The 23,293-nt window shown below is 35.9% G+C and carries 23 protein-coding genes and 1 pseudogene; all 24 read right to left on the bottom strand.

What is annotated here, in order from left to right:
• Positions 1-2 precede the first annotated feature (2 nt).
• Positions 3-2,429: a heavy metal translocating P-type ATPase gene (locus tag ACW0TQ_RS10125; protein ID WP_455725627.1), complete on the bottom strand. Its 2,427-nt coding sequence runs from the start codon at positions 2,427-2,429 to the stop codon at positions 3-5.
• Positions 2,430-2,516: 87 nt separating this feature from the next.
• Entirely contained in the window at positions 2,517-2,723 is a 207-nt protein-coding gene (gene copZ, locus ACW0TQ_RS10120; protein ID WP_042533234.1) for a copper chaperone CopZ, read from the bottom strand.
• Between the two features lie 74 nt (positions 2,724-2,797).
• Positions 2,798-3,145, bottom strand: coding sequence for a metal-sensing transcriptional repressor (locus ACW0TQ_RS10115; protein WP_289585318.1), 348 nt, complete (start codon positions 3,143-3,145; stop codon positions 2,798-2,800).
• A 561-nt stretch (positions 3,146-3,706) separates the two neighbouring features.
• Positions 3,707-5,401 (bottom strand): annotated as a pseudogene (locus ACW0TQ_RS10110) (FAD-dependent oxidoreductase).
• 17 nt (positions 5,402-5,418) lie between these two features.
• Positions 5,419-5,730, bottom strand: a complete 312-nt coding sequence (locus tag ACW0TQ_RS10105; RefSeq protein ID WP_332094151.1) for a rhodanese-like domain-containing protein — start codon at positions 5,728-5,730, stop codon at positions 5,419-5,421.
• 92 nt (positions 5,731-5,822) lie between these two features.
• The gene (locus tag ACW0TQ_RS10100) at positions 5,823-6,185 is read right to left on the bottom strand and encodes a rhodanese-like domain-containing protein (protein ID WP_455725626.1); all 363 of its coding nucleotides are present in this window, start codon (positions 6,183-6,185) and stop codon (positions 5,823-5,825) included.
• A gap of 194 nt (positions 6,186-6,379) precedes the next feature.
• Positions 6,380-6,640 carry a metal-sensitive transcriptional regulator gene (locus ACW0TQ_RS10095; RefSeq protein WP_042536145.1) on the bottom strand — a complete coding sequence of 87 codons (261 nt, stop codon included), beginning with the start codon at positions 6,638-6,640 and terminating at the stop codon, positions 6,380-6,382.
• Positions 6,641-6,711: 71 nt separating this feature from the next.
• Complete coding sequence (locus ACW0TQ_RS10090) at positions 6,712-7,311, bottom strand: class I SAM-dependent methyltransferase (RefSeq protein ID WP_042533228.1); 600 nt, start codon at positions 7,309-7,311, stop codon at positions 6,712-6,714.
• Between the two features lie 232 nt (positions 7,312-7,543).
• The gene (gene cstB / locus ACW0TQ_RS10085; protein ID WP_455725625.1) at positions 7,544-8,875 is read right to left on the bottom strand and encodes a persulfide dioxygenase-sulfurtransferase CstB; all 1,332 of its coding nucleotides are present in this window, start codon (positions 8,873-8,875) and stop codon (positions 7,544-7,546) included.
• 21 nt (positions 8,876-8,896) lie between these two features.
• Positions 8,897-9,964: a DsrE/DsrF/DrsH-like family protein gene (locus tag ACW0TQ_RS10080; protein WP_455725624.1), complete on the bottom strand. Its 1,068-nt coding sequence runs from the start codon at positions 9,962-9,964 to the stop codon at positions 8,897-8,899.
• 233 nt (positions 9,965-10,197) lie between these two features.
• A complete protein-coding gene (locus ACW0TQ_RS10075; RefSeq protein WP_042533222.1) occupies positions 10,198-10,455 on the bottom strand; it encodes a glutaredoxin family protein in 258 nt (85 codons plus the stop codon).
• Between the two features lie 52 nt (positions 10,456-10,507).
• Positions 10,508-11,284: a sulfite exporter TauE/SafE family protein gene (locus tag ACW0TQ_RS10070; RefSeq protein WP_042533220.1), complete on the bottom strand. Its 777-nt coding sequence runs from the start codon at positions 11,282-11,284 to the stop codon at positions 10,508-10,510.
• A gap of 99 nt (positions 11,285-11,383) precedes the next feature.
• On the bottom strand, positions 11,384-11,572 hold the full coding sequence (locus tag ACW0TQ_RS10065) for a rhodanese-like domain-containing protein (RefSeq protein ID WP_256706007.1): 189 nt from the start codon (positions 11,570-11,572) through the stop codon (positions 11,384-11,386).
• Positions 11,573-11,712: 140 nt separating this feature from the next.
• Positions 11,713-12,273 carry a hypothetical protein gene (locus tag ACW0TQ_RS10060; protein WP_193063839.1) on the bottom strand — a complete coding sequence of 187 codons (561 nt, stop codon included), beginning with the start codon at positions 12,271-12,273 and terminating at the stop codon, positions 11,713-11,715.
• A gap of 55 nt (positions 12,274-12,328) precedes the next feature.
• Entirely contained in the window at positions 12,329-13,528 is a 1,200-nt protein-coding gene (locus ACW0TQ_RS10055) for an FAD/NAD(P)-binding oxidoreductase (RefSeq protein ID WP_042533217.1), read from the bottom strand.
• Between the two features lie 833 nt (positions 13,529-14,361).
• A complete protein-coding gene (locus ACW0TQ_RS10050) occupies positions 14,362-15,258 on the bottom strand; it encodes a LysR family transcriptional regulator (RefSeq protein WP_193063841.1) in 897 nt (298 codons plus the stop codon).
• 384 nt (positions 15,259-15,642) lie between these two features.
• Entirely contained in the window at positions 15,643-16,728 is a 1,086-nt protein-coding gene (locus ACW0TQ_RS10045; RefSeq protein ID WP_455725623.1) for a sensor histidine kinase, read from the bottom strand.
• A complete protein-coding gene (locus tag ACW0TQ_RS10040; protein ID WP_455725622.1) occupies positions 16,715-17,398 on the bottom strand; it encodes a response regulator transcription factor in 684 nt (227 codons plus the stop codon). Before ACW0TQ_RS10040 ends, ACW0TQ_RS10045 begins: the two co-directional genes overlap by 14 nt.
• A 33-nt stretch (positions 17,399-17,431) precedes the next feature.
• Positions 17,432-18,052: a peroxiredoxin family protein gene (locus ACW0TQ_RS10035; protein WP_042533206.1), complete on the bottom strand. Its 621-nt coding sequence runs from the start codon at positions 18,050-18,052 to the stop codon at positions 17,432-17,434.
• A gap of 16 nt (positions 18,053-18,068) precedes the next feature.
• A complete protein-coding gene (locus tag ACW0TQ_RS10030; protein WP_042533204.1) occupies positions 18,069-18,827 on the bottom strand; it encodes a cytochrome c biogenesis CcdA family protein in 759 nt (252 codons plus the stop codon).
• Positions 18,824-19,480, bottom strand: a complete 657-nt coding sequence (locus ACW0TQ_RS10025) for a hypothetical protein (protein ID WP_042533201.1) — start codon at positions 19,478-19,480, stop codon at positions 18,824-18,826. The genes ACW0TQ_RS10030 and ACW0TQ_RS10025 overlap by 4 nt, the downstream gene beginning before the upstream one ends.
• Before the next feature lie 384 nt (positions 19,481-19,864).
• On the bottom strand, positions 19,865-20,824 hold the full coding sequence (gene trxB, locus ACW0TQ_RS10020; RefSeq protein ID WP_042533199.1) for a thioredoxin-disulfide reductase: 960 nt from the start codon (positions 20,822-20,824) through the stop codon (positions 19,865-19,867).
• Between the two features lie 282 nt (positions 20,825-21,106).
• Positions 21,107-21,778, bottom strand: a complete 672-nt coding sequence (locus ACW0TQ_RS10015) for an ArsR/SmtB family transcription factor (protein ID WP_042533197.1) — start codon at positions 21,776-21,778, stop codon at positions 21,107-21,109.
• A 382-nt stretch (positions 21,779-22,160) separates the two neighbouring features.
• Positions 22,161-23,120, bottom strand: coding sequence for a cation diffusion facilitator family transporter (locus ACW0TQ_RS10010; RefSeq protein ID WP_042533195.1), 960 nt, complete (start codon positions 23,118-23,120; stop codon positions 22,161-22,163).
• Positions 23,121-23,293 lie beyond the last annotated feature (173 nt).

The following is a 23,293-nucleotide window of genomic DNA, read 5'->3' as shown; positions in this document are numbered from 1 at the left end:
TATTATTGGCCTCCTTTTAACTTCAAGCGTTGTAATCGTAAAGCATTTAGTACAACGGATACTGAACTGAATGCCATCGCTGCTCCGGCAACCCATGGAGCGAGCAGTCCAATTGCTGCGACTGGAATGGAAGCTGAGTTATAGAAAAAGGCAAAGAACAGGTTCTGTTTGATATTACGCATTGTTTTTGCGCTAATTTGTACACTGTCTGCTACGCTATTTAAATCGCCGCGCATCAGCGTAATATCCGCTGCTTCAATCGCTACATCTGTTCCTGTACCAATCGCCATACCGATATCTGCTACAGCTAACGCTGGGGCGTCATTGACACCGTCACCAACCATGGCTACTTTTTTGCCTTCCTGCTGAAGTTTTCTAACCTCATCTGCTTTTTGCTCGGGAACGACTTCTGCGATAACACGATCTATTCCTACCTGTTTTCCAATTGCATCAGCTGTCCGCTGATTATCTCCAGTCAGCATAATGACTTCTAATCCTTGCTCGTGCATTCTTTGGATAGCCGTTTTAGAAGTCTCTTTTACAGTATCAGCCACCGCGATAACACCTGCTAATTGATTTTCCAAACCAATTAACATCGCTGTTTTTCCATCTGATTCAAGGTCTGCCATATTATCTTCTACAGAAGAGACATCAATATTCTCTCGCTTCATTAGCTTTCTTGTACCGACAAAAATCATTTTCCCATCTATAGATGCTTGAATACCGTATCCCGGTATCGCTTCAAAAGAATCGGTTTCTTGAATCTGAACGCCTTTTGCTTTTGCACCTTTTACAATTGCTTCTGCCAATGGATGTTCAGAATTATTTTCAGCAGAAGCGACGAAAGCGAGCACTTCTTCTTCTGTAAATCCTTGCTCAGGCAGAACATCTGTTAATTCAGGTTCTCCTTTGGTTACTGTTCCTGTTTTATCTAAAACAATTGTGTTCAGGTTACGTGTATTTTCTAAATACTCTCCGCCTTTAAACAAAACTCCCAGCTCTGCTGCTCTGCCTGAACCGGCCATCACAGATGTCGGAGTAGCCAGACCAAGCGCACATGGGCAGGCGATGACCAATACCGTAATCGCAGGGACTAAAGCAGAGCGTAAATCGCCAGGTGCAACAAAGAAATACCATACAAGTCCCGTCACAAGTGCTATTCCCACAACGATTGGAACAAATACGCCAGACACTTTGTCAGCAACACGCTGAATGTCGGCTTTACTTCCTTGTGCTTCCTCAACTACCTTTACAATTTGAGACAGGGCTGTATCCTTACCAACCTTGGTAGCTTCCATCGTCAGCAAGCCATTTTTATTAATGGTTGAACCAATAGCTACATCTCCTGTCTTCTTATCAACAGGAATACTTTCCCCAGTAATCATCGATTCATCAACTGCTGATTCCCCTTTTACGATTTGACCATCCACAGGGATTTTTTCACCAGGACGTACCATAACCATATCACCAACGATTACTTCTTCAATTGCAATTTCTTGTTCTTCTCCGTTTCTGATGACGCGGGCAGTTTTTGCCTGCATCCCAAGCAACTTTTGTATTGCCTGACCAGTTCTTCCTTTGGCACGAACTTCAAATAGTTTTCCAAGCAGGATTAATGTGATAATAACTGCCGCTGCTTCAAAATAAAGCTCTGGCATACCCGCCTGCCCTTGTACCTGCCACTCGTAGCCGAGGAAAATACTATAAACAAAAGCAACCGTTGTTCCTAATGCAACAAGGACATCCATATTCGCACTGCCATTTTTCAATGCTTTATATGCGGATTTATAAAATTGTGCACCGACAATAAATTGGACGGGCGCCGCTAATGCCAGCTGTACCCACGGGTTCATCAGCATATCCGGTGAATAGATGAACGACGTAAACTCAAAGTGTGTCACCATCGTCCATAATAATGGAAGGGTTAAAATGGCTGAAAAAATAAATTTCCCTGTCTGATGTCGAATTTCTTCTCCTTTATTATTTGCTGTTTCTTCTTTAGATGATTGCACTTTTAAGCTGTAGCCTAATTTTTTTACAGCTTCCATCATATCGCCTGCAGTAACTTGGCCTTGGTCATAATCTACTGCTACGTTTTCTAAAGCAAAGTTGACAGAAGCGTTAGAAACACCTTCCATTTTATTTAATCGTTTTTCAATTTTATTGGCGCACGCTGCACAGGTCATACCCGATATATCAAATGTTTGCTTATCATGCGCAACATGATAGCCTAATTTTTCAATTTTATCTTCAAAATCCTGCACATTTGTTTTATCAGGATCATAAACAACCTTTGTTTTTTCAATTGCAAAGTTGACATTTGCATTTTCCACGCCTTCTATTTTGTTGAGCCCTTTTTCAATTCTATTGGCACATGCTGCACAGGTCATGCCTTGAATTTGTAAGTTTACTTCCTTTTGTGCTCCCATTTTCTCCACCTCTCTTATACCCTTTGGGGGTATTAAAAATTCAAAAAGGAAATCGTGCTGCTGAAAGCACGATTATCCCCTTCTTATTTAAGCGACATCATAGCCTTGTTCTTCAATTACTTCTGTAATTTCTTTTAAATTTACTTTATCAGCATGGTAGGTTACGTCTACTTTTCCATCTTCTAAATGTACTTTGACAGATTCAACTCCATCCAATTCTCCTACGTTGCCCTCAATTGAGTTGACGCAATGGCCACAAGACATTCCTTGAACATTTAGCGTTTTATTTTCCATGTAAATTACCTCCTAATTTTTAATTCACCTTCATATTACCATACCCTAGATAGGTATTGTCAAGTTAAAAATTTTTACTTCATTATTTTTGAGATAGTTGTCATAAACTCTGCAACAATTTCTGGGTCCTTAATCTCTAACCTATCCATTACACATGTGTTTATATGGCTTTCCAGAAGCAGCCTTGAAACAGAATGCAATGCAGATTGCACCGCCGACACTTGCGTTAAAATATCATCACAATATACATTCCGGTCAATCATTCGTTTAACACCTTTGACCTGCCCTTCAATCCGGTTCATGCGATTCATTAAATTTCGCTGAAGCTCATCTGTCATATGCGTGCTGGTATCTTCTCCATCTTCAGCGCAACACATTTTCTTCTGTTCGATCGGAGCCATTTGTTCAGCTGTCTTACCCATATCTATTCTCCTTTCTTGTTTCAAGGATTATTGATTATTCAACCTAATCCGCTTCTAAATACCCTTATATAGTATGCAAACAAATAAAAGTCCATCTATTTTAATCAACAGGTAGTATATGTAAAATATTATTTTCTATTCTTTTTATTAATAATAGCCAGAGTGAATTATTTCAAAGCGGCTATGACAACTCCCAAAAAACGCATTACTTACTTATTATTATGCGAATAACAAATCTAACTTCCTGCTTTTTAGGAAAAGTATCTTTAGCATCGGAAATTTAATTCATTGAGTAAAATACATGTATTTTACTTTGAAACGTAATATTTTATTAAAAATGAGAAAACATTCTTATTATGAATATTCTTGATTCAATAGGTGATAAATTAAATCCATTCTCTTTTTATTCTCAAAATCTAATTGATAAAAATGGTATATATTTAGCTTTATTGTACAAGTTATTACATGAAAACCAAATCATCTATAGTAATAGGAAAACGCACTTTTTTCAGCAGAAAAAAGTGCGTTTTCTTTCCATACCTAATGATAATATAACTATCTTTACTTAAAATTATACGCTGTTACAATCTTCTCTCTATTCATAGACAAATCATTAAAGTATTCATACAGATTAATGCCTAAATAGGACCCAGAAATATTATATACTTTCTCATAACCTAAGTTATTTAGAGCCATTACCATGTTGTAGCTTCGTTGACCTGACCGGCAATGTATATATACAGGTTCATCTTTCGGAATTTCTGTTAATCTGTCTCTAAATTCACTTAAGGGAATATTTATTGCATGTTTTAGATGACCAGCATTGTACTCTCCTTTTTCACGGGCATCAATGATAAAAGCATGATTCTCCACTAACTCACGTACACAGGAAACCTTTACTTCTTTATATCGGCCTTCTAATTGATTTAATGCTACAAGCGCTGCATGATTAACAACATCTTTTGCCGTTCCCAGCATTGGAGAATACGTTAATTCAAGTTCTTTTAAATCATCTAAAGTCCCATTCATCGTGATTATCGTTGCAATGACATCGATCCGTTTATCGACATTACCTTTTCCAATCGCTTGTGCACCTAAAATCCGCCCTGGCGGGTATTCATATACTAATTTAAAATGCATTGGATTACTATTTGGCATCAAACCTACTTTATCTCCAGGCATCACATAGACAGAATCAGATGATATACCGGCTTGTTCCGCTGTTCTGACATTTAAACCAGTGGAAGCTGCATTTAAATCAAAAAGATGAATAGAGGAAGAGCCAATAACCCCTTGATTCCTGCTTCGAATTCCATACATATAATCTGCAGCTGCTCTGGCCTGCTTCTGGGCAGGTCCCGCCAGTGCTAACCTGGCCGGTTTGTGTAATAATCGATGGTATACTTCTATGGCATCTCCGACTGCATAAATATTTGGATCACTTGTAACGTAATTCGTATCCACTTTGATGGCGCCTGTTTCACCGATTTAAAGACCTGCTTCTTCCGCTAAGCGCGTTTCTGGTCTGACACCAATCGCTAAAACAACTGCCTCTGCTTTTATCCTTCTTCCAGAATTGGTCTCTACAAAACCAGCATCTATTTTTGCTAAGCCGTCATCTAAAATAAGATTGACTCCTTGGTCAACCATTTCTTTATGGAGAATCTGGACCATATCGTAATCAAATGGAGGCATTACTTGACTGGCAAACTCTACTAAAGATATATGATAGCCTGCCAGCTTTAGATTCTCAGCAACCTCCACACCAATAAATCCCCCGCCAATCACTGCAATATTTTTTATATCTTCTTGCTTTATGAAGTCATTCATATTTTCAATATCAACCACATTACGAACTGTGAACACGTTGGGATGATCGATGCCATCCAAATTTGGCCGAATTGGTTTCGCTCCAGGTGAAAGAACTAAAGAATCATACGGTTCTTCGTAAGTTCTATCCGCAATCAGATCTTTAATAGTAATTGTTTTTTTATCACGATTAATTTTCATAACCTCTTGATTTACTCTTGCTTCAATATTATATCGGTTTTTAAATATATCTGGATTCATTAAAACAAGATCTTGACTATCTTCTACAATTCCACTTAAATGATAAGGTAAGGAGCAATTCGAGAAAGATACATGCGGACCTTTTTCAAGCATAATAATTTCGGCATGTTCATCTAATCTTCTTACTCTGGCAGCAACGGATGCTCCGCCAGCAACTCCTCCAACAATTAATATTTTCTTCCTCATTGCTATCACACCTTCCGTTATTCTATTTCACCCTGCCAAGCCATCATGCCGCCAGTGATATTTATTACATCGTAACCCTGTTCAGTTAAAAAATCACATGCGGTGGAACTTCTGCCTCCGGAATGGCAAACCAAGTAATAATGTTCATTCTTGTCCAGCTTTTCTAATGAATCTGCTAACTCCCCTAAGGGAATGTGTTTCGCTTCAGGGATTTTCCCCGCTGCTACCTCAATCTCTTCTCTAACATCAATTATGTTTATATGTTGGCACTGTCTTATTTTTTTCGCTAATTCGTTTACTTGTATACTTTTCATAACATCCTTCTCCATTTCTGCTTCCTCCGCGGGGTATACATATAGTGATAAAGACCCGTGAAAAACTTACTCTTGAAATGATAATAATTTATAACCGGAATCCGCAATCACTGTGAATGCTTCCATGAGCTCATTCCACCTTGTACATTCACAACCGCTTGAAAGCCTTTCCGCTTAAGAAATGATGCAGCACGGCTACTGCGCATTCCGCTTTGACAAATTACAAATACTTCTCTATCTGAAACCAGCTCATTCCATCTGCTGTTCAGTTCGTTTAAAGGAATATTTTTCGCTTCTTTTATTTTATTTGCTTGAAATTCCCCCTTTGTTCGAACATCGATCAGCTGTATATCACTCTTTTTAAGCTTTTGCTTTAATTCCTCCGTAGTTATTTGTTTAATTCCCTTTCGTTTCAATTGATAGAGTATTATAACAAGCAGCACAAAAATCGCTATGATTGTATATATCATTTTTTTATCCTTCCTCCAATACATTCGGGGTAGTTCAGGTGCTTCGCAGTCCTTCACCTTAGCTGCGAATGCTTTATCATAATTGGTAAAAGGTAATTTATTTGTTTACACCACATCCGTTTACCCTATACCCGTACATGTATTATTATTACTTAAAAATTTTTGCTAAGATAGACTGAATTGCTTTGTCTATCCTAGCGGCTCTTCACTAATAGGTTGACTGCCTGGTCAACAAACTCGGTGGTATCTTCTCCTTCTTCTACTGCCTTTTGAACGCACTCAACAAGGTTTGAGCTAACAATAACCCCCATTGTACGATCAATGGCAGTTCGTGAAGCGGACAGCTGCGAAACAACATCCCGGCAGTCCTGACCCTCTTCCATCATTTTCAAAACGCCTCTAAGCTGCCCTTCTATACGTTTAATCCGATTTTTCATCTGGTTATTATATTCCACCATACATCGCCTCTTTCTAATTAATTTTATAAATCCCTCATATTTATCCAAGATTTCGCAGGTATTACTTTTTAAACTGGCTTTTGAGCAATGATTTGAATAACATGAGCTGTTCCACTATGAAAATTACCTTCACTGCGCTCCACTTCTCCCATAAAGAAATGAATCATTTTCCAATCTTTAAAGACTTCTAACACTTCTTGAGGGTCATATAGCATATCCTCTATTTTCGGACCGCCGCTCTCATAAGGTATTTGGTAAATAGAAAAAACCTCAGAGACATAATAGCCGCCTGGTTTAATAGACTCCTTCACATTTTCTAATACCTTATGACGCAGCTCTGAATCAAAGTGACCATATATACAAACTATTTCATCCCATTTATTTTTAGTCCAGTCAGCTTGATTTAAGTCAACCATTTCAGTATTAACATGCACATTTCGTTCATCGGCGAGATTTTTCAACTTTTTGATGCCTTCTTTAGACGAGTCCCATGCAGTGACATCCAAGCCTTCTTCAGCTAAAAATACTGCATTGCGTCCTTCCCCCTCGGCAATTGCTAAAACTTCGCCTGAAAACGGATGATTTTTATGCATCTCTTTCAAGAATTCATTCGGTTCTTTTCCGTACACATATTCATTTGTATTAAATTTCACATCCCAATGATTCATCTAATTACTCCTTTCTTCATCAAAGATACCATTACTCCTATAGGTACGCCAAATGTTTTAACTTATCGGGTATTAAAACGCTATAATAAGAATTTATTTTTTATTTAACATAAGCGGGAAATACTCCCCAGGTGAATATTAGAGAGTATTTCCTTTTTTAATTTTAACGTTTTTCTTTGCCATGGAAATATTTTTTAAAGAAGGAGATTACACATCTCTCTGTTATTCCTTACTATAAATCCTTCTTAATATCTTTATATCCTTCTTTTACGTTAATGATATTTCTAAAGCCTTTTTTCTCTAACAGCCCAATTGCAATGGAGCTTCTAACCCCTGACTGACAATGAACGAATACTGGTTCATTCGTATCAAAAGGTACTTCTCTTTCTAACAATTTACCATGTGGTATATGCACAGCTTGTTTTAAATGACCTTGATTCCATTCACTATCATTACGGACATCCAGCACATTTTTCTCTTCACCGGTGATATCTTTACTATGCACATGCTGAGAAATAACTTCATCTCCTGGTTTTACATATCCCTTTACAATGTCAAAACCAATTAATTGTAAGACATGCGCAGCATCTTGGACTGTTTGGTTATCACCTGCAAGGTTAATGGGCTGATCATAATCTAAATACCAGCCGATTTGATTGATAAAGTTTTTATCAAACGGAATATTAACAGTACCATGTTGATGTCCGCCGTGATAGGCGCTTCGCGTGCGAATATCAAACGTTTGTAATGCTATGTCCTCCGCAGGATATACAATGTATGGTTTAAAATAGTCACTGCCATACTGATTAATTTTTTTCATTTGAGCAAAGTGATGCGGCGGTTCCGGCTGGTCTGTTGTTAATACTGTAATAAATGTTGCTTCATCAAGTGCTTGAAATGCCCAGTTGTTTATTTTTTCATAACCTAATGTCGACATCGGAACTGCACCAAGTGATTTTCCGCAAGGGCTTCCGGCACCATGCCCTGGCCAGATTTGAATATAATCAGGTAAAGCTGTTATCTCCTGAATGGATTGATACATCTGTTTTGCACCGATTTCTGTGGAGCCGCTGACTTGTACCGCTTTTTCCAGCAAATCTGGGCGTCCAACATCCCCAACAAATAAAAAGTCTCCTGAGAATAATCCCATTGGTACAGAAGATCCGCCTCCTTTATCTATAAGCAAGAAGCTGACACTCTCCGGGGTATGTCCGGGTGTATGAATAACCTTTAGAGAAACGTTGCCAACATGAATTTCATCATTATCCTTAACGAATATCGTACCATCCGGCATATTTTTATAGCCTAAAGTGTTATCTCCTTCACCAGATACATAAATTCTTGTCTTTAATTTTGCTGCAATATCACGAATACCTGAAGCAAAGTCTGCATGAATATGTGTTTCTGCAGCATGCGTAATTGTTAAGCCTTCAGCTTCTGCCACTTCAATATATTCACGAATGTCTCTTTTTGGATCAATAACAATCGCTTCCCCTGTACGCTGGCATCCAACTAAATAAGAACTTTGTGATAAGTGCTGATCATAAAACTGTTTAAAAAACATAATAATTTCACTCCTTGGTTTTTAAATAAATAGATTATGTTTCGCTTTTTCCGTTTCACCGATATACGTACCTACACCGGCAAATTCAATTTCTGAGCGTAATTCTTCTTTCTTGACTCCCATGACATCCATACTCATCGTACATGCAATCAGTTTAATATCCTGCTCAATTGCTTTGTCTATTAATGCCGGCAAACTGTCTACATTTTTCTGCTTCATAATAAAACGCATCATCCGGTTACCTAAACCAAGCATGTTCATTTTCGATATAGGCATGTTGACAGGAGTACGAGGTAAAAATAAATCAAATAATTTTTCCATCCCCCGTTTCTTCACTTTTTCTTTATTATTAAGCTTTAGAGCACTTAATCCCCAGAAGGTGAAGAAAATCGTTACCTCTCTGCCAGCTGCTCTTGCTCCATTAGCAATGATAAATGCCGCAAGTGCTTTATCCAATTCACCACTGAATAGTACAATTGTTGTGCCATTCGAAGTTTCTTTTATTTCCATATCCTTATTAATTTGTTCTTCTTTTTGGATAATTGCTCTAATATGCTTATTGCTTTTCTCTAATTCCACAATGGAATGACCCGTTTGAGCAGCCCAGCTTCTTACATCACTATGAAAACCAAAGTCAGTAACTTTAACTTCTATTTGCTTCCCTGCATCCATTTTTTGAACTTCCGCATTTAAACTGACAATTGGTCCTGGGCATTGCATGCCGCTATAATTTACAAGCTTACGATTATCTTGAATTTTTAATTCTTTCTTTTCCTCATCGAAAGAACTATTCTTCTCAGCAAAAGCTGTATAACCACCATCTAAATTGACAACCTCAAATCCTTTACCTGCTAAAAATTCACTTGCCTTTTGACTCCTGGCGCCAGATTTGCAATGAATATAATATGTTTTATCATTTTCAGGATACTTGTTTTCAATTGTCGATAAAGGAAAATTGTACGCATATTGAATGTGCCCTGCTTCATACTCCGAGGTTTCACGTACATCTAATAATTGCCCTTTTTCACCTAACCTTTCTAACTCTTCTTTTGAAAAGTCATTAATATGTTTTGCTTGATAATTTGCCATAATAATCCCTCTTTCATATACCTATAGGGGTATAATAACTGATGATTAAAGAGTTGTCAAATACCATATAGGGTATTTTATAAGCTATAATTATTTCCTAATATTAAATAAGCAAGGGGAGAGACATACAAAAATATAATAAAAATTGACAAACTGGATTAGCAGCGTGCAGGAAATTCTGAGATTACTCTCCTCAACGAGAAGGTTTAACCTCACTACTTTATTTTTTCACCTTATTTGCATAACGTCTTTTTTTGATAAAACAAGGCTTGCATTATTTTTTCTGGGTTAAATCCAGAAATCCGTTTTCCATTTATAACAGTCTGTGGTACAGATAACCTTTTTGTTTTTGAAATTAATTGATACATTGCAACAGGATTCATATCCACATTCACTTCTTTATAAGGAGCTTCAAAAGAATCCAAAAAACTTTTTACCATGCTGCATACTGGACAAAATGTTGATGTATATATCGTTATAACTTGACTCATCCCTATTCCTCCTTAATTATTAGCTGTCTGCATATTTAAAAGATAAGAACAATCAAATAATATCCGTCCAGATTTTTAAGGCAGTGGCAAAGATTAACAATGCTAATATTGCCTGTAATATTTTGATGTTCATTTTTTTCCCGGTATTTGCACCAATTGGAGCAGCAATTAAGCTGGCAATTATCATGACAGCTGCCGGCCCGTATAATACCTGATCTGTAATAATTTTTCCTATAGCTGAACCGATAGAGGATAAAAAGGTAATTGCTAATGAGGAAGCGATTGTTACCCTTGTAGGTATCTTTAATATTACAAGCATAATCGGAACAAGCAGAAATGCTCCAGCGGCACCTACAATCCCAGCTCCCAGCCCCACAATAAATGCTGATATAACTGCAATCAAATGATTAAATTCCACTTGACTGTTCTCCTTATCCTCTACATGCTGCTTCGGTACAAACATCATTACTGCGGCAATAGTGGCCAGCATGGCATATACCAAATTAATATTACTATCTGATAATAAATCAGAACCAAATCCGCCTATAAAGCTTCCAACTAAAACAGAAATTCCCATCGTTAATATTAAGGATTTATTTAGATATCCATCCTTTCTATATGCCCACATGCCGCCAATTGTTGAAAAGAAAACCTGAATAGCTAAAATACCAGCAACCTCTGATGAAGATAATGAGCCTACTCCAAGCAGTACCGGAATATATAATAAAAGTGGATAATTAATAATTGAACCGCCAATACCTAACATCCCTGATACAAACGATGCAATAAGTCCAATAAAAAATAATACAATAATAAAACCTAATTCCATTTGATCACCTGTTTTCCTACCAATACTAGCAGGCTGATTTCTTATAATCTTCTAGTAAAAGCATAATGTTTGTGCGATTACTTAAAACGATAAAGTGTGTCATCCCTTTGTTATTGGAAATTTTTCTTTCGTCCATGCTACATATCTGCCTTTTACGTTCAATACATTTTTAAAATTATTTACCTGTGTCAGGCTGTCAGCAACTGCTGAACGGGCATCAGAACGACATTGCATCAAATAAATTTTTTTAGGTAATTCTTCAATTTGATCAACATGTGTGCCTAACATAATATGGTGTGCACCAGCTATTCTTCCTTCTTCCCAAATTATCGCTTCACCAGTTTGTTGACAGCCAATTAAATAAGATTTTTTGTGCTAAATTTTCATCAAAAAAGGAGCGAAAAATATGCCTTCTCCTTCATCATCTATTATTTTTCTTTGTCTGCAACTTCAAGGAATGATTCTAAATATCGGAATCCTTTTTGAATGGTTGGATCCTTCAATAAACGGTACATTCCATATAAGGAAAAATTAGCAGTATTATCATTCTGTTTGTACTGTTCATTTGTCTCCTTTATAACCTTGACTGCCTTATCCAGTGGAATAATATCATTTATTCCTTTTAATGCATATTCAACAGATGCTGTATCGTTTAAAAAGTCATTAACGAACTGAGAAACTTCATCAGCCTTCTTTAATAACGGGACTAATTTAGGCAATAAATGCATCAGTTCCAGAAGGGAAGTTAAATGTTCCTGGTTAATATGCAGGTTTTCTATTTTTTCTTCTATTTCATTACTAATAGTAGATAATGATTGTTTGTCTTCGATGACATTCTCAATAAAATCCAATTTATCATCCAGCTTCTGTACTCTTGACACAAAATCAGGGAGTTTTTGGACGAGATAATATAGAGCGTCTACCTGTTCCTTTTTCTCCAGTTCTTGTATTACATCATCCATCGTAGACTGCTTTTGAGTAGTGTCCAATTTTGAAACCTCCTTTTCATGAATATACTAATATTCATAAACTTGTATTATTTCACTACATCGTTCCTTTCAACATTCCATTCCAGTACATTATTGGCAGCAGATTTTTCTTCACAATATACATACTGCTTCTTTCTTTTGATTGGTCAATTGGAAAAGTTTCCTGTGGATTTTTATCATAATCAAATTCCGCCATCACTAATTTGTTGACACCTGTCACCAAGGGACAGGATGTATAACCATCATATTTTGCTTTCATCTGTCTGCCATTCATAATAGAAAGAATATTTTCAGCAACTACAGGGGCTTGTTTACGTATAGCTGCTCCTGTTTTAGACGTTGGAAGACCGGATGAATCACCAGCGCTAAATATATTTTGGAACGTTTTATGTTGAAGTGTGTAAGGATCAACATCCACCCAACCGGCTGCATCTGCAAGCGGGCTGGCCGCAATAAAGCTGGGAGCCCCCATTGGCGGCGTAACATGGATCATGTCATAATTAACTTCCATTTTTTTATTTGTTTCTATATTTTCAAAGACCGCTAATTTATTCTCCCCATCTATTTCAATCAAATCTGTCATATAAGTGGTTTCGATACCTTTTCGATCAATAACCTGTTCTAATGTTTTCGCATAGGTCGGAACTGCAAAAATATTACCTGTACCAGAAATAAATTGTATGTTTGTTTTTGCGCGGACACTAGATTTGTTGAAATAATCATCTGCCAGGTACATAATTTTTTGTGGAGCTCCCCCGCACTTAATTGGGGTGCTCGGTTGAGTAAATATGGCGTTTCCACCTGAAAAGTTTCTAATATTTTCCCAAGTGCTTTCCACGAACTCGGGTGAGTAATTACTGCAGACACCATTTTTTCCAATTGCTTCTTTCAGCCCTTTAACTCTGTCCCACTTTATTTCAATACCAGCTGCTACAACTAGAAAATCATAATTAATCTGTGAGTGTGCATCTGTTATAACTGAATTTGTATCTGGGATAAATTCTGTCACATTTTCTTTAATCCATTGAACGCCGTCAGGCATAAGGGTTTCCTGTTTTCGATGAGAATCTTCTAATTTAGATTGACCGCCGCCAACTAACGTCCATAAAGGCTGATAATAATGGTCCTCTGAAGGATCAATAATCATTATATTTTCTTTTAAATAAGGTGCATTTCGAATGATTCGAGATGCAATGGAAATCCCCGCTGAACCCGCACCAACAATAACAATTTTTGAAAATTTACTTTCACTCAATTTTTCTCCCTCCTAATTAGTCGTTTTAAAGATAGGTTGAAAAAATTCTACTTAATTAATCAAAGCTTCTCAGGTTACATTACTTTGATCAGCTTTATCTGAGAAATCGATTAATCATAAATTTGCTGTTATTATTATCCTACTATATAAAAACCTTTATAAATTATAGAAGAATGTTATGGGCCATAATATTTTATTATTCTTTAAAGGAAAAACCGTTTTCACAATAAAACCCGGTTTAAAAATACATTTGGCTCTTCAGGTTACATTGTCAATGCCAGCTCTAAATCAAGCTCTAACAGTATTTTCAAAAGGCATCAGACAGTATAGATTATATTGTGAGTTAAACTTATCTCGACATCGGAAAAGTGCGAAAAGAAAATTTGACAAGCCTTATACAATTAACGATTTATTAATAGAGGATTCCGTATTCTTTTCTCAAACGTATTAAATTGACATGCTCATGTAGATATCTATATTGGAAATAATCAGTTTATCTATGCAGACACAACTACTGGTGTAGCTGCTTTATCCTTACATATCTCTTACTAAAGCTCAGATTCTGATAATTATAAGGGTTCATTAATTTCACTTCATAAAAAAAATCTGTACCATTGCTATTTTCCTTCATAGCTGGATACAGATTTCCCCTGATATTTTCCTGATTTTGAAAAATACTTATTTTTTGTCTCTCCCCTTAAAAATACTATTTTGAGTATAACTGTACAAACTTTAAACTCATCCCGTATTAACAGGAGTCATTTACATACTGCCTGTCCTCCACAATAGACTTTAGGAACTTCAGACCTTCTCTATATGTAAAAAATAATAGATTAAAAGTTAGATTTCCGATCTTTTAAAAATTGAGTAAATAAATTGATGCTATTTTTGGGAAATCTTGTTGTTCTTTTTACAATCCATAAATCTCTAGAAATAGTTATATTCGAAATAGGCATATGTGTAACAGCCCCTAATTCAAGTTCATGCGCCACAGAAAGTTTAGGGATTATTCCAACACCAAGACCAGATTCAACGCCGCTGATAATTGCCTGGGTACTCCCAAGTTCTAAATAATGTCGTATTTCTTCCAAAACATTATTTTCTGCAAATACCGATTCTATAATTTTTCGCGCACCTGCATCCTTTTCCCTTAAAAGGAGCCTTTCCTCCGTTAAATCTTCTATATTTATCCTCTCTTGATTTTTCCAGCGGTGGTTTTTCGGAATTATCAGTATCAGCTCATCTTTGGCAAATTTCTCAATGTGAAAATCTTTATGCATAACCTTCCCTTCTACTAAAGCGATATCGATTTCCGAACTTTCTAATTTAGAGATGATGGTAGGTGTATTTCCGATAGCTAAACTAAATTCAATATTTCTGTATTTTTTTTGAAACTTACCTAACACTTTTGGCAGAAGATATTCTCCGATTGTTAAGCTGGCTCCAACATGTAATGTTTCCTCTTTATCATTAGATATATTGCCCATTACTTCTTGAGAACGTTTATAGTATTCAACGATTTCCTTAGCGTATGGATATAATTTAGAACCTGCATTTGTAACACGTATTGTACCGCCATCCCGATCAAACAAAGCAACACCATAATGATTTTCCATTTGTCGTATTTTACTCGTTACTGCGGGCTGCGTTACATAGCTTGATCGAGCTACTTGGCTAATACTGCCCTGTTCAATTACCTTACAAAACATTTCCAAGTTATCTATATTCATAGTAATAACCACCTTTTTCATAGAGAGATTCAAAAAAAGACATTTTAAAATCATATTTGCTAAAATTCTTTATGTCTATGCGTATAATTAGTGTTAATACTCTTTAACATAATTATTCATTTATCTCACTATGTAATTTCTATAAAATTTCTTTATCCATTTTTATTATTTTCTTACTGGATAAACATAAGCTACAAAACGGTTTGGAGCATTACTAACCATATGAAATGGTTAACAGGAAGTTAAAACAAGAACTATCGTGTCTTCCAGCAATCGTTTATTTCAGATTTTCTCCAGTTACCATAAATAAAGGGGATGGTTTTTAACATTCAATGCAATTAGTTTATCAATTATCATTCTCTCTATTAAAGGTTAATACATATTTCAGGAGAAAGGAATAATAAACCAAAAAGTATGTATATGCCCTTCCGTATGGACACCTATTTTCCCGTGGTGCCGTTCAATAATTTCCTTTGAAATCGCAAGCCCTAAGCCGGATCCCCCAAATTCACGTGACCTGGAAGTTTCTACACGATAAAATCGTTCAAAAATCCGTTCTTTATCTTTTTCTGGAATCTTTCTTCCAGGACCTGTTATAGAAATTTTATATTCATCAGCGTTTTTTTCTCCTTTTATGGTAATTGGCCCTGCGCCTTCATAATAACGAATGGCGTTATCTATTAAATTGCTGATAACCTGAGAAATACTTGTACGATTTATAACAGCTGTACCTTGATGGGCATCAATCTCTATATCAATATGCTTCTTTTTCAAGGACCACTGAAATATTTTAATTGATCTTTCAATGAATTCTTGCATATTTATTGATTCTTTTTCGTAAAAAGAATATGCTTGCATATCGTCCCATTCCTTTAACTGTTCCATTTGTTCAACTAACTGTGTTAACTTTGACGATTCTGCATAAAGAGATTGGTATAATTTCTTATCTCCTTCCATGACTCCGTTTTGTAGAGCAAGTAAATAACCATTTAAGTTTGTTAACGGTGTACGAAATTCATGAGATAAATCAGATACAAGATTTGTCCTATGCTGTTCATTGGTTTCTAATTGTTGAACCAAATCATTAAAATGACGGATTAATTCACTTACTTCTCCATCTCCCTTTACATAAATGGAGCTTGGGTACTGCCCTTTTTTCATCTCTTTTGTAGATTGGATTAACTCTTTTAAAGGCTGGATCATTTTTTTTGTTAAATAAAAATGAATCAAACTGCCTACAATAACAGCAGAAACACTAAACAACCATAAGTATTGAAAAAGCGTTGCTTGGAATTGACTCTGCTTTTGAGCAGTCATCGAGGTTAGTCCATCTGCCAGCGTACAAGCTGTATTATAAATTGCCCAGCTGCTAAACATTACAAAAGCTACAATTATGATGATATTGATAAATGTCAATTGAAATAAAAAACGTCTTGGAAGAAAATTCCTCCCCCATTTATTCTGTAACAAATTTATACCCCATTCCTCGAACTGTCATAATACGCTTTGGAGATGCAGGATTCTCTTCAATTTTTTTACGCAACTTTTTGATGTGGGCATCAATGGTTCGGTCGGATACTAATTTATCTGCATAAGGATATAATTGCTCCATTAAACTTTCCCTGGAAATCACTATATTAGGATTTTCCATAAAACAGTACAAAAGATGAAATTCATGCTTGGTTAACTCTAATTGCGTATTAAATAACAATACTTCCCCTTTTCGAGGCTTAATACAAAGCCCATTGTAAGCAATTTTTTGGCAAAACTGTCCTGTACGGCGAAGAACTGCTTCTATATGAGCAAGAAGCTCATCCGGGTCAAAAGGTTTTACTAAATAATCGTCTGCTCCCATCTTTAACCCATTAATCTTATCTTCTGTACGTGATTTGGCTGAAAGCATAATAATAGAAACCTCATTACGTTCTTGTTCACGAATCCACAAACAGAATTCTTCGCCGCTTAACTTTGGAAGCATAAGATCTAGAATAATAAGACAAGGATGTTCCGTTAAAAAAACCGCTTTTGCCTTTTCTCCGTCTGCAGCTGTAAAAACTTCATAATCCGCTTTTTGTAGATAAATACGGATAAGTTCACGTATCATTTTGTCATCCTCAACAACTAATACTGTCTGCTTCATCCCCATTCCTTCTTTCTAATCTTCTATAAAAAATTACTTCATTTTCTCAAACTCTTGAACCATAAAATCATAGTTCAAAGAACCAAAGGCTTTAAATGCCACTACTCCATTTGAGTTTATCATATATGATGTGGGTATTGGTTGAATCATATATTGTTCGGCGACTTCTATTTTCTCATCCAGTAAAATTGGAAACGTTAATTCGTATTCATTTACAAAATCCTGCACCTGCTGCAGATTATTTTCTGTCTCTGTTAAATTAACTGCTAAAATAACAATATCCTTGTCCTGATAAAAGGCTTCCATATCCGGCATTTCCGCTCTGCATGGCGGACACCACGTCGCCCAGAAATTAATCATTACTTTTTTCCCTCGGTAATCAGATAACTTCACTGTTTCACCTGCCAGCGTCTGGAGTTCAAAATCTGGTGCCATATTTCCAACCTCCAGACCGACTTCCGTGTTTTCTCCTGCCGCCGAGTCCCCCTCTTCATTATCTGCTGCTTCTAATTGCTCTCTCACGTCTTCCTCTACACTGCTATTCTCTTCTACAGGCACAAATTCATCCGTGGATTGTCTGCTGGAATCTATAAAATCATACAGTGCCCACCCAATCATTCCTACAATAATCATAGTGAAAATCCATTTTTTCATTACAACGCTCCTCCTCTTAGCCTAACCTAGACAACCAAGTATCCTCTACCAAATCAAGTAAAAAACCTGAAATAAAAGGCATCCATCCAAAGAACAAAACAATACCCATGATAATCATCATTATTGCTCCAATTTTCATAATGATATTACTATGCCGGACAATCCACCTTGTTTTTCCTATAAACAAGGTCAGAACAAGAAATGGAATTGCAAAACCGATAACATATAAAAAAGTGTAGAATATTCCCTGACCAGGATTGCTTGCAGCTAAAAATAATATAGACCCAAAAATCGGCCCAATACAGGGTGTCCAACCGGCAGCAAAACCTAACCCTACAAAAAATGTGCCGACATATCCCGCTTGTTTTTTTCTTGAATGAAAACGATGCTCTCTCATTAAAAAAGGTATATTTATCCATCCTGCTATAAATAAACCCATAATGATAATAAAAATACCTGCTATTCTTTGTATAAATAATCCCGAATCTCCAAACAGCAAATTCTGTACCCATTGTCCCAGAAGAGAAGCTCCTGCTCCCAAACTAATGAACACCAGCGAAACTCCTAATAAAAAAAGCAAAGAATGAGCAAATAGTTGACGAAGAATTTGAACATTCTTGTTTCCCTGTAACTCTTTTACACTAATTCCAGTTATGTATGACATATAGGCTGGAAAAATCGGTAATACACAGGGGGATAAAAAAGATAATACGCCTGCCCCCATTGCTAAAAACATACCAGTAAGCAGCATTGTATCTGCTTCAATCATACTCATTGTTTAAACCCTCGCTTTGTTTTATAGAATAAATTGGATAATGCTAAAACAATAATAAAAAAGATACTAATAAACCATGGGTCCATCATATAACCAAAAACCGTTACGAAAGGCTGCATGAAAGATAAGGTTATTATACCGAGCGACCAGCTGCCCAGGATAATAAGCAACAATAATTTTATTTGAATCCGTTCCCTGAGGAAAAAGTATAAAATTATTAGAACAGAGAGCAGTAATAAGTATCCGAATGCATATACATTATCTTTTAAAATAATTTCAAGAAATTCGTATAAAAAAGAAGCAACTAAAAATACATGTACAAAGGATTCCATAAAAGGACACAAATCCAATTTCTTTTGTTTATCCTTATAAATCAGCATAATAATACTTGCAAACACTGCAAAATAAAAAGCCATTGAATTAGCAGGATAAGCCAGTATTGTTAATGGATCAGACAGGAAACTGGAAAGATTTAGTATGATTTTCCCTGCCCACATAAAGAGAACAAAATTAATTAGTTGGGATACGATTTCTGCTATATGCTTTTTCTTCATTTTTATAGGCAGGTTACTCATGATATAAAATGAAAGGCACCCTACCAAAAAGCTGGCAGCAATGATTCCTGCCGCAATTAATTTACTTGCTATCACCATTCAGATACTCCTCCATTTCAAACGCTCTCCTTTCCTATCGTACTTGTTTAATGTGAAAATTTGATGAAAGGATTTAAAATAACTTTTCATAATAAAACGGGTCTAATTTTTTTAGTTTCAGCAAAATGTCTGCAATAAAATAAGTAAACTCAAATGCGTGTAGTTACTGTGAAATATTCTGTGAAAAGGTTTCAAACATAAAAAATACCTCTTTAATTTAGGTTAGTTAATTTATCCATACCCACTTTCAAAACAAAACCTAAATTTACAGAGGGAACCGTTCCAACGTATTTATCTTGGGTGATTCTTTTTATAATCAAAATAGGGGTGCTGCATAATCAATTAACTGATTATGCAGCACCCCTATTTTTTATTTTTAATGATTTATAATTGTCTTTCTGGGACACTTAACACTTCAGCAAGGCTTTCCACATATTTTATTGCTGTTTCAGCTGCTATACTTCCATCCCCGGTCGCTGTTACAATTTGCCGAAGATTTTTTGCTCTAATATCACCAGCAGCAAAGATTCCAGGGATTTCTGTCTCCATATTTTCATTGGTAAGAATATACCCTGTATCATCTGTAATACCCAATTCTGTAAACGGGTCATTTAATGGAAGCATCCCAATATAAATAAATATCCCATTTGTATTAAAGTCATAGACTTCATCAGACTTCATATTTTTTAAAGTAATACTGCTTACTTTTCCATCTGTTTCATTAAATTTTTCTGGAACAGTATCCCAAATGAAATTAATTTTTTCATTATCAAATGCGCGCTGCTGCAGAATTTTTTGGGCGCGAAGCTGATCACGTCGATGGATAATAGTGACTTTATTTGCGAATCGAGTTAAATAAACACCCTCTTCAATTGCAGAGTCTCCTCCACCTATAACAACGATATCCTTCTCCTTAAAGAATGCACCGTCACATACTGCACAGTAAGATACACCGCGCCCTCCAAGCTCTTCCTCACCAGGAACACCAATTTTTTTGTATTGGGCTCCAGTCGCAATAATTAAAGATTTTGTACGATATTCTTTTTTTCCAGCATGGATAATCTTATAACTTCCATGATTCTCAATGGACTTGATATCCCCGTATGCATATTCTGCTCCGAATTTTTTTGCATGCTCAAACATTTTATTCGATAAATCGGGTCCTAAAATATGCTCATATCCGGGATAGTTTTCCACGTCCTCTGTATTTGCCATTTGACCGCCAGGAATTCCTCGTTCTAACATTAAGGTATCTAAATTTGCACGAGACGCATAAACAGCTGCTGTCATTCCAGCAGGTCCTGCACCGGCAATAATAACATCATACATTTTTTCTTCAGACATTTAATTTCCTCCTTAAATAAAAAATAAGTTCATTCATCCCCTCTTTCTAGAGAGGCACTCCTATGAATGTTTCCTAAATAAAATCTCTCGTTTATTTTATATTCAATTGAATAATTAAATATAAAATAAAAAAATATACTGTCAACATGATTGCTTTATTTAGTAAAATAACACTGTGCTGACAACTAAAACTAATCCTGCAATAAATTGAATTAATGTTATTTTTTAGAAGCTGCCAAGATGGCAGCTTCTATCTTATTAATTAACGTAAAATAATTATTTCTAATGACTTACGTTTAAATATTTATCCCATTCATAAACACTGTCTTCCATACTGAAAGCTGTAAAGCCATTTTCCTTTAGCTTTTGTGCCGCCATAGCAGAAGCTGCACAAAATTTCCCCCGGCAGTATACAATAATTTCATTATCCTTTGGTAATTTTTGAAGATATACATCTAAACGATCCTCTGGTACAGAAATAGCCCCTTCAATATGCCTGTAATTAAATTCTTCTTCTGTTCTTAAATCTAAAAGTGTAATATTATCTTTTTCTAATTTTTCATATAACTCTTCCAACGTAAGTACGTTAACATCATCAATATTCTCTAAAAAATCCCTTTTTATTTGATTAATATCAGAAAGATGATTTTCACTAATCTTCCATAAAGAATTTAAAAAATCAGCAACGGAGTCATCGGAAAGTGAGTAGTATGCATAAGTCCCTTTTTTTGTAAACTTTACTAATTTAGAATCATTTAGAACTTGAAGATGACGGGACACATTTGCAATGGCCATCCCGGAAAGTTCAGCCAGTTTTTCCACTGTTTTTGGTCCATGTGTTAATAAACTTAATAATTCAAGACGTTTATCACTAGAAAGGCTTTTCCCAATTCTTGATAACTGTTTATATAATTGATCTTTATATTCTGTTGCAGATAATAGAGATTCCCTCATACTCATCACCTTTTCATGAAGTGTATTTAAATTGATATTAGATTAAAATAGAATGATACAGCCAAGTATAAATGTAAATTTCACCATATCAACTATTCAATTGTTTAATTGAATAGTTGATATGGTGAAAAAGATTTTTAGTCAAGTGTTACCTCAGCTTTACCGCGTTAATAAGAGTTTTTTTAATAAGTACAATTTTTCTAAGAAAATTAAAAAAAGTTTTTCGTTGTATTCTTACAAAGTGAGAATGAATTAAAGTTGATTTAACATATACTCTAAAATTTCATAGTCCATCCATTACTGCAAACAAAAATAGAGACTTCCATTCTTCCTGTGAAGTCTCTATTTTAAAACTCTTAGATTTGCGCCCTGGCCTGCTGAATCAATGACTATGCCCATGATGGTGATGCTCTTCCATCACATACTCTGCCTGACACATAATTGTATCTTCATGAGGATGCTCCCCTGTTTCTACTTGAATCGTGACATGACCGATATTCTCTTGCTCCAATTCATGCTCAATTTTCCGGAGCAGCTGCTGACTTTCTTCCACAGTCATCTGGCCATCGACAATAATATGGCAGGAAAGCACATTCTGTCCGCTGGTTACACTCCATACATGCAGGTCATGAATTCCCTCGACACCATCTATATCACTCATCTTTTGAACGACATTTTCTAAATTCACGTTGGCAGGGGTCCCTTCCATCAATACATGGATAGAGGCTTTCGTTACCCGCCAGCCGCTTACTAAAATAAGCAATGCTACCAGCACACTTGCCACCGTATCTGCCCAAGTCCATTGAAAGAAAATGATAAGAAGTGCTGCAATAATCGCACCTACTGATCCTAATAAATCACCTAAAACATGAAGGAACGCAGCTCGCATATTCAAATTATTTTCTGTATCTCCGCCGCGCAGCATGATAAATGCTACAATAATATTGACAAGTAAACCAATAACAGCAATGATTAACATTCCCGTGGAAGCTACTTCCGGCGGATCAAACAATCGCTGATAACCTTCATAAAAAATATAGATGGATACAATAAGTAATGTGGCACCATTGATGACCGCTGCCAGTATTTCAAAGCGCTTGTATCCATATGTCTTCCCGTAATTGGCAGCTCTTTCTCCCAATTTAAAAGCAATTAATGCAATTAATAAAGAGATGGAATCACTCAGCATATGTCCCGCATCGGCTAAAAGAGCTAAGCTGTTTGTCAGCAAACCTCCAATAACTTCTATAACCATAAACGCCGTGATAACAAGAAAACTAATCAGCAGCGTCTTTTTGTTTGCACCATGTGTATGATCATGGCTGTGATGATCGTGTCCCATGCTAAAACCTCCTTTATGTTTATATTCATATATACGCATATAGTTCGCTTGCAGAAATCTTCCTCCTGCCTTCTAATTTAAGAAGCACCGCTATTTTTTTGGATATATCTTTTCATCATTAGGTTAGTATGTAATCATATACAAATATTAAAACGATTACTTTTATAACATCA

It is taken from the genome of Oceanobacillus sp. M60 (assembly GCF_053839645.1).
This window is presented reverse-complemented; position numbering and strand designations above follow the sequence as displayed.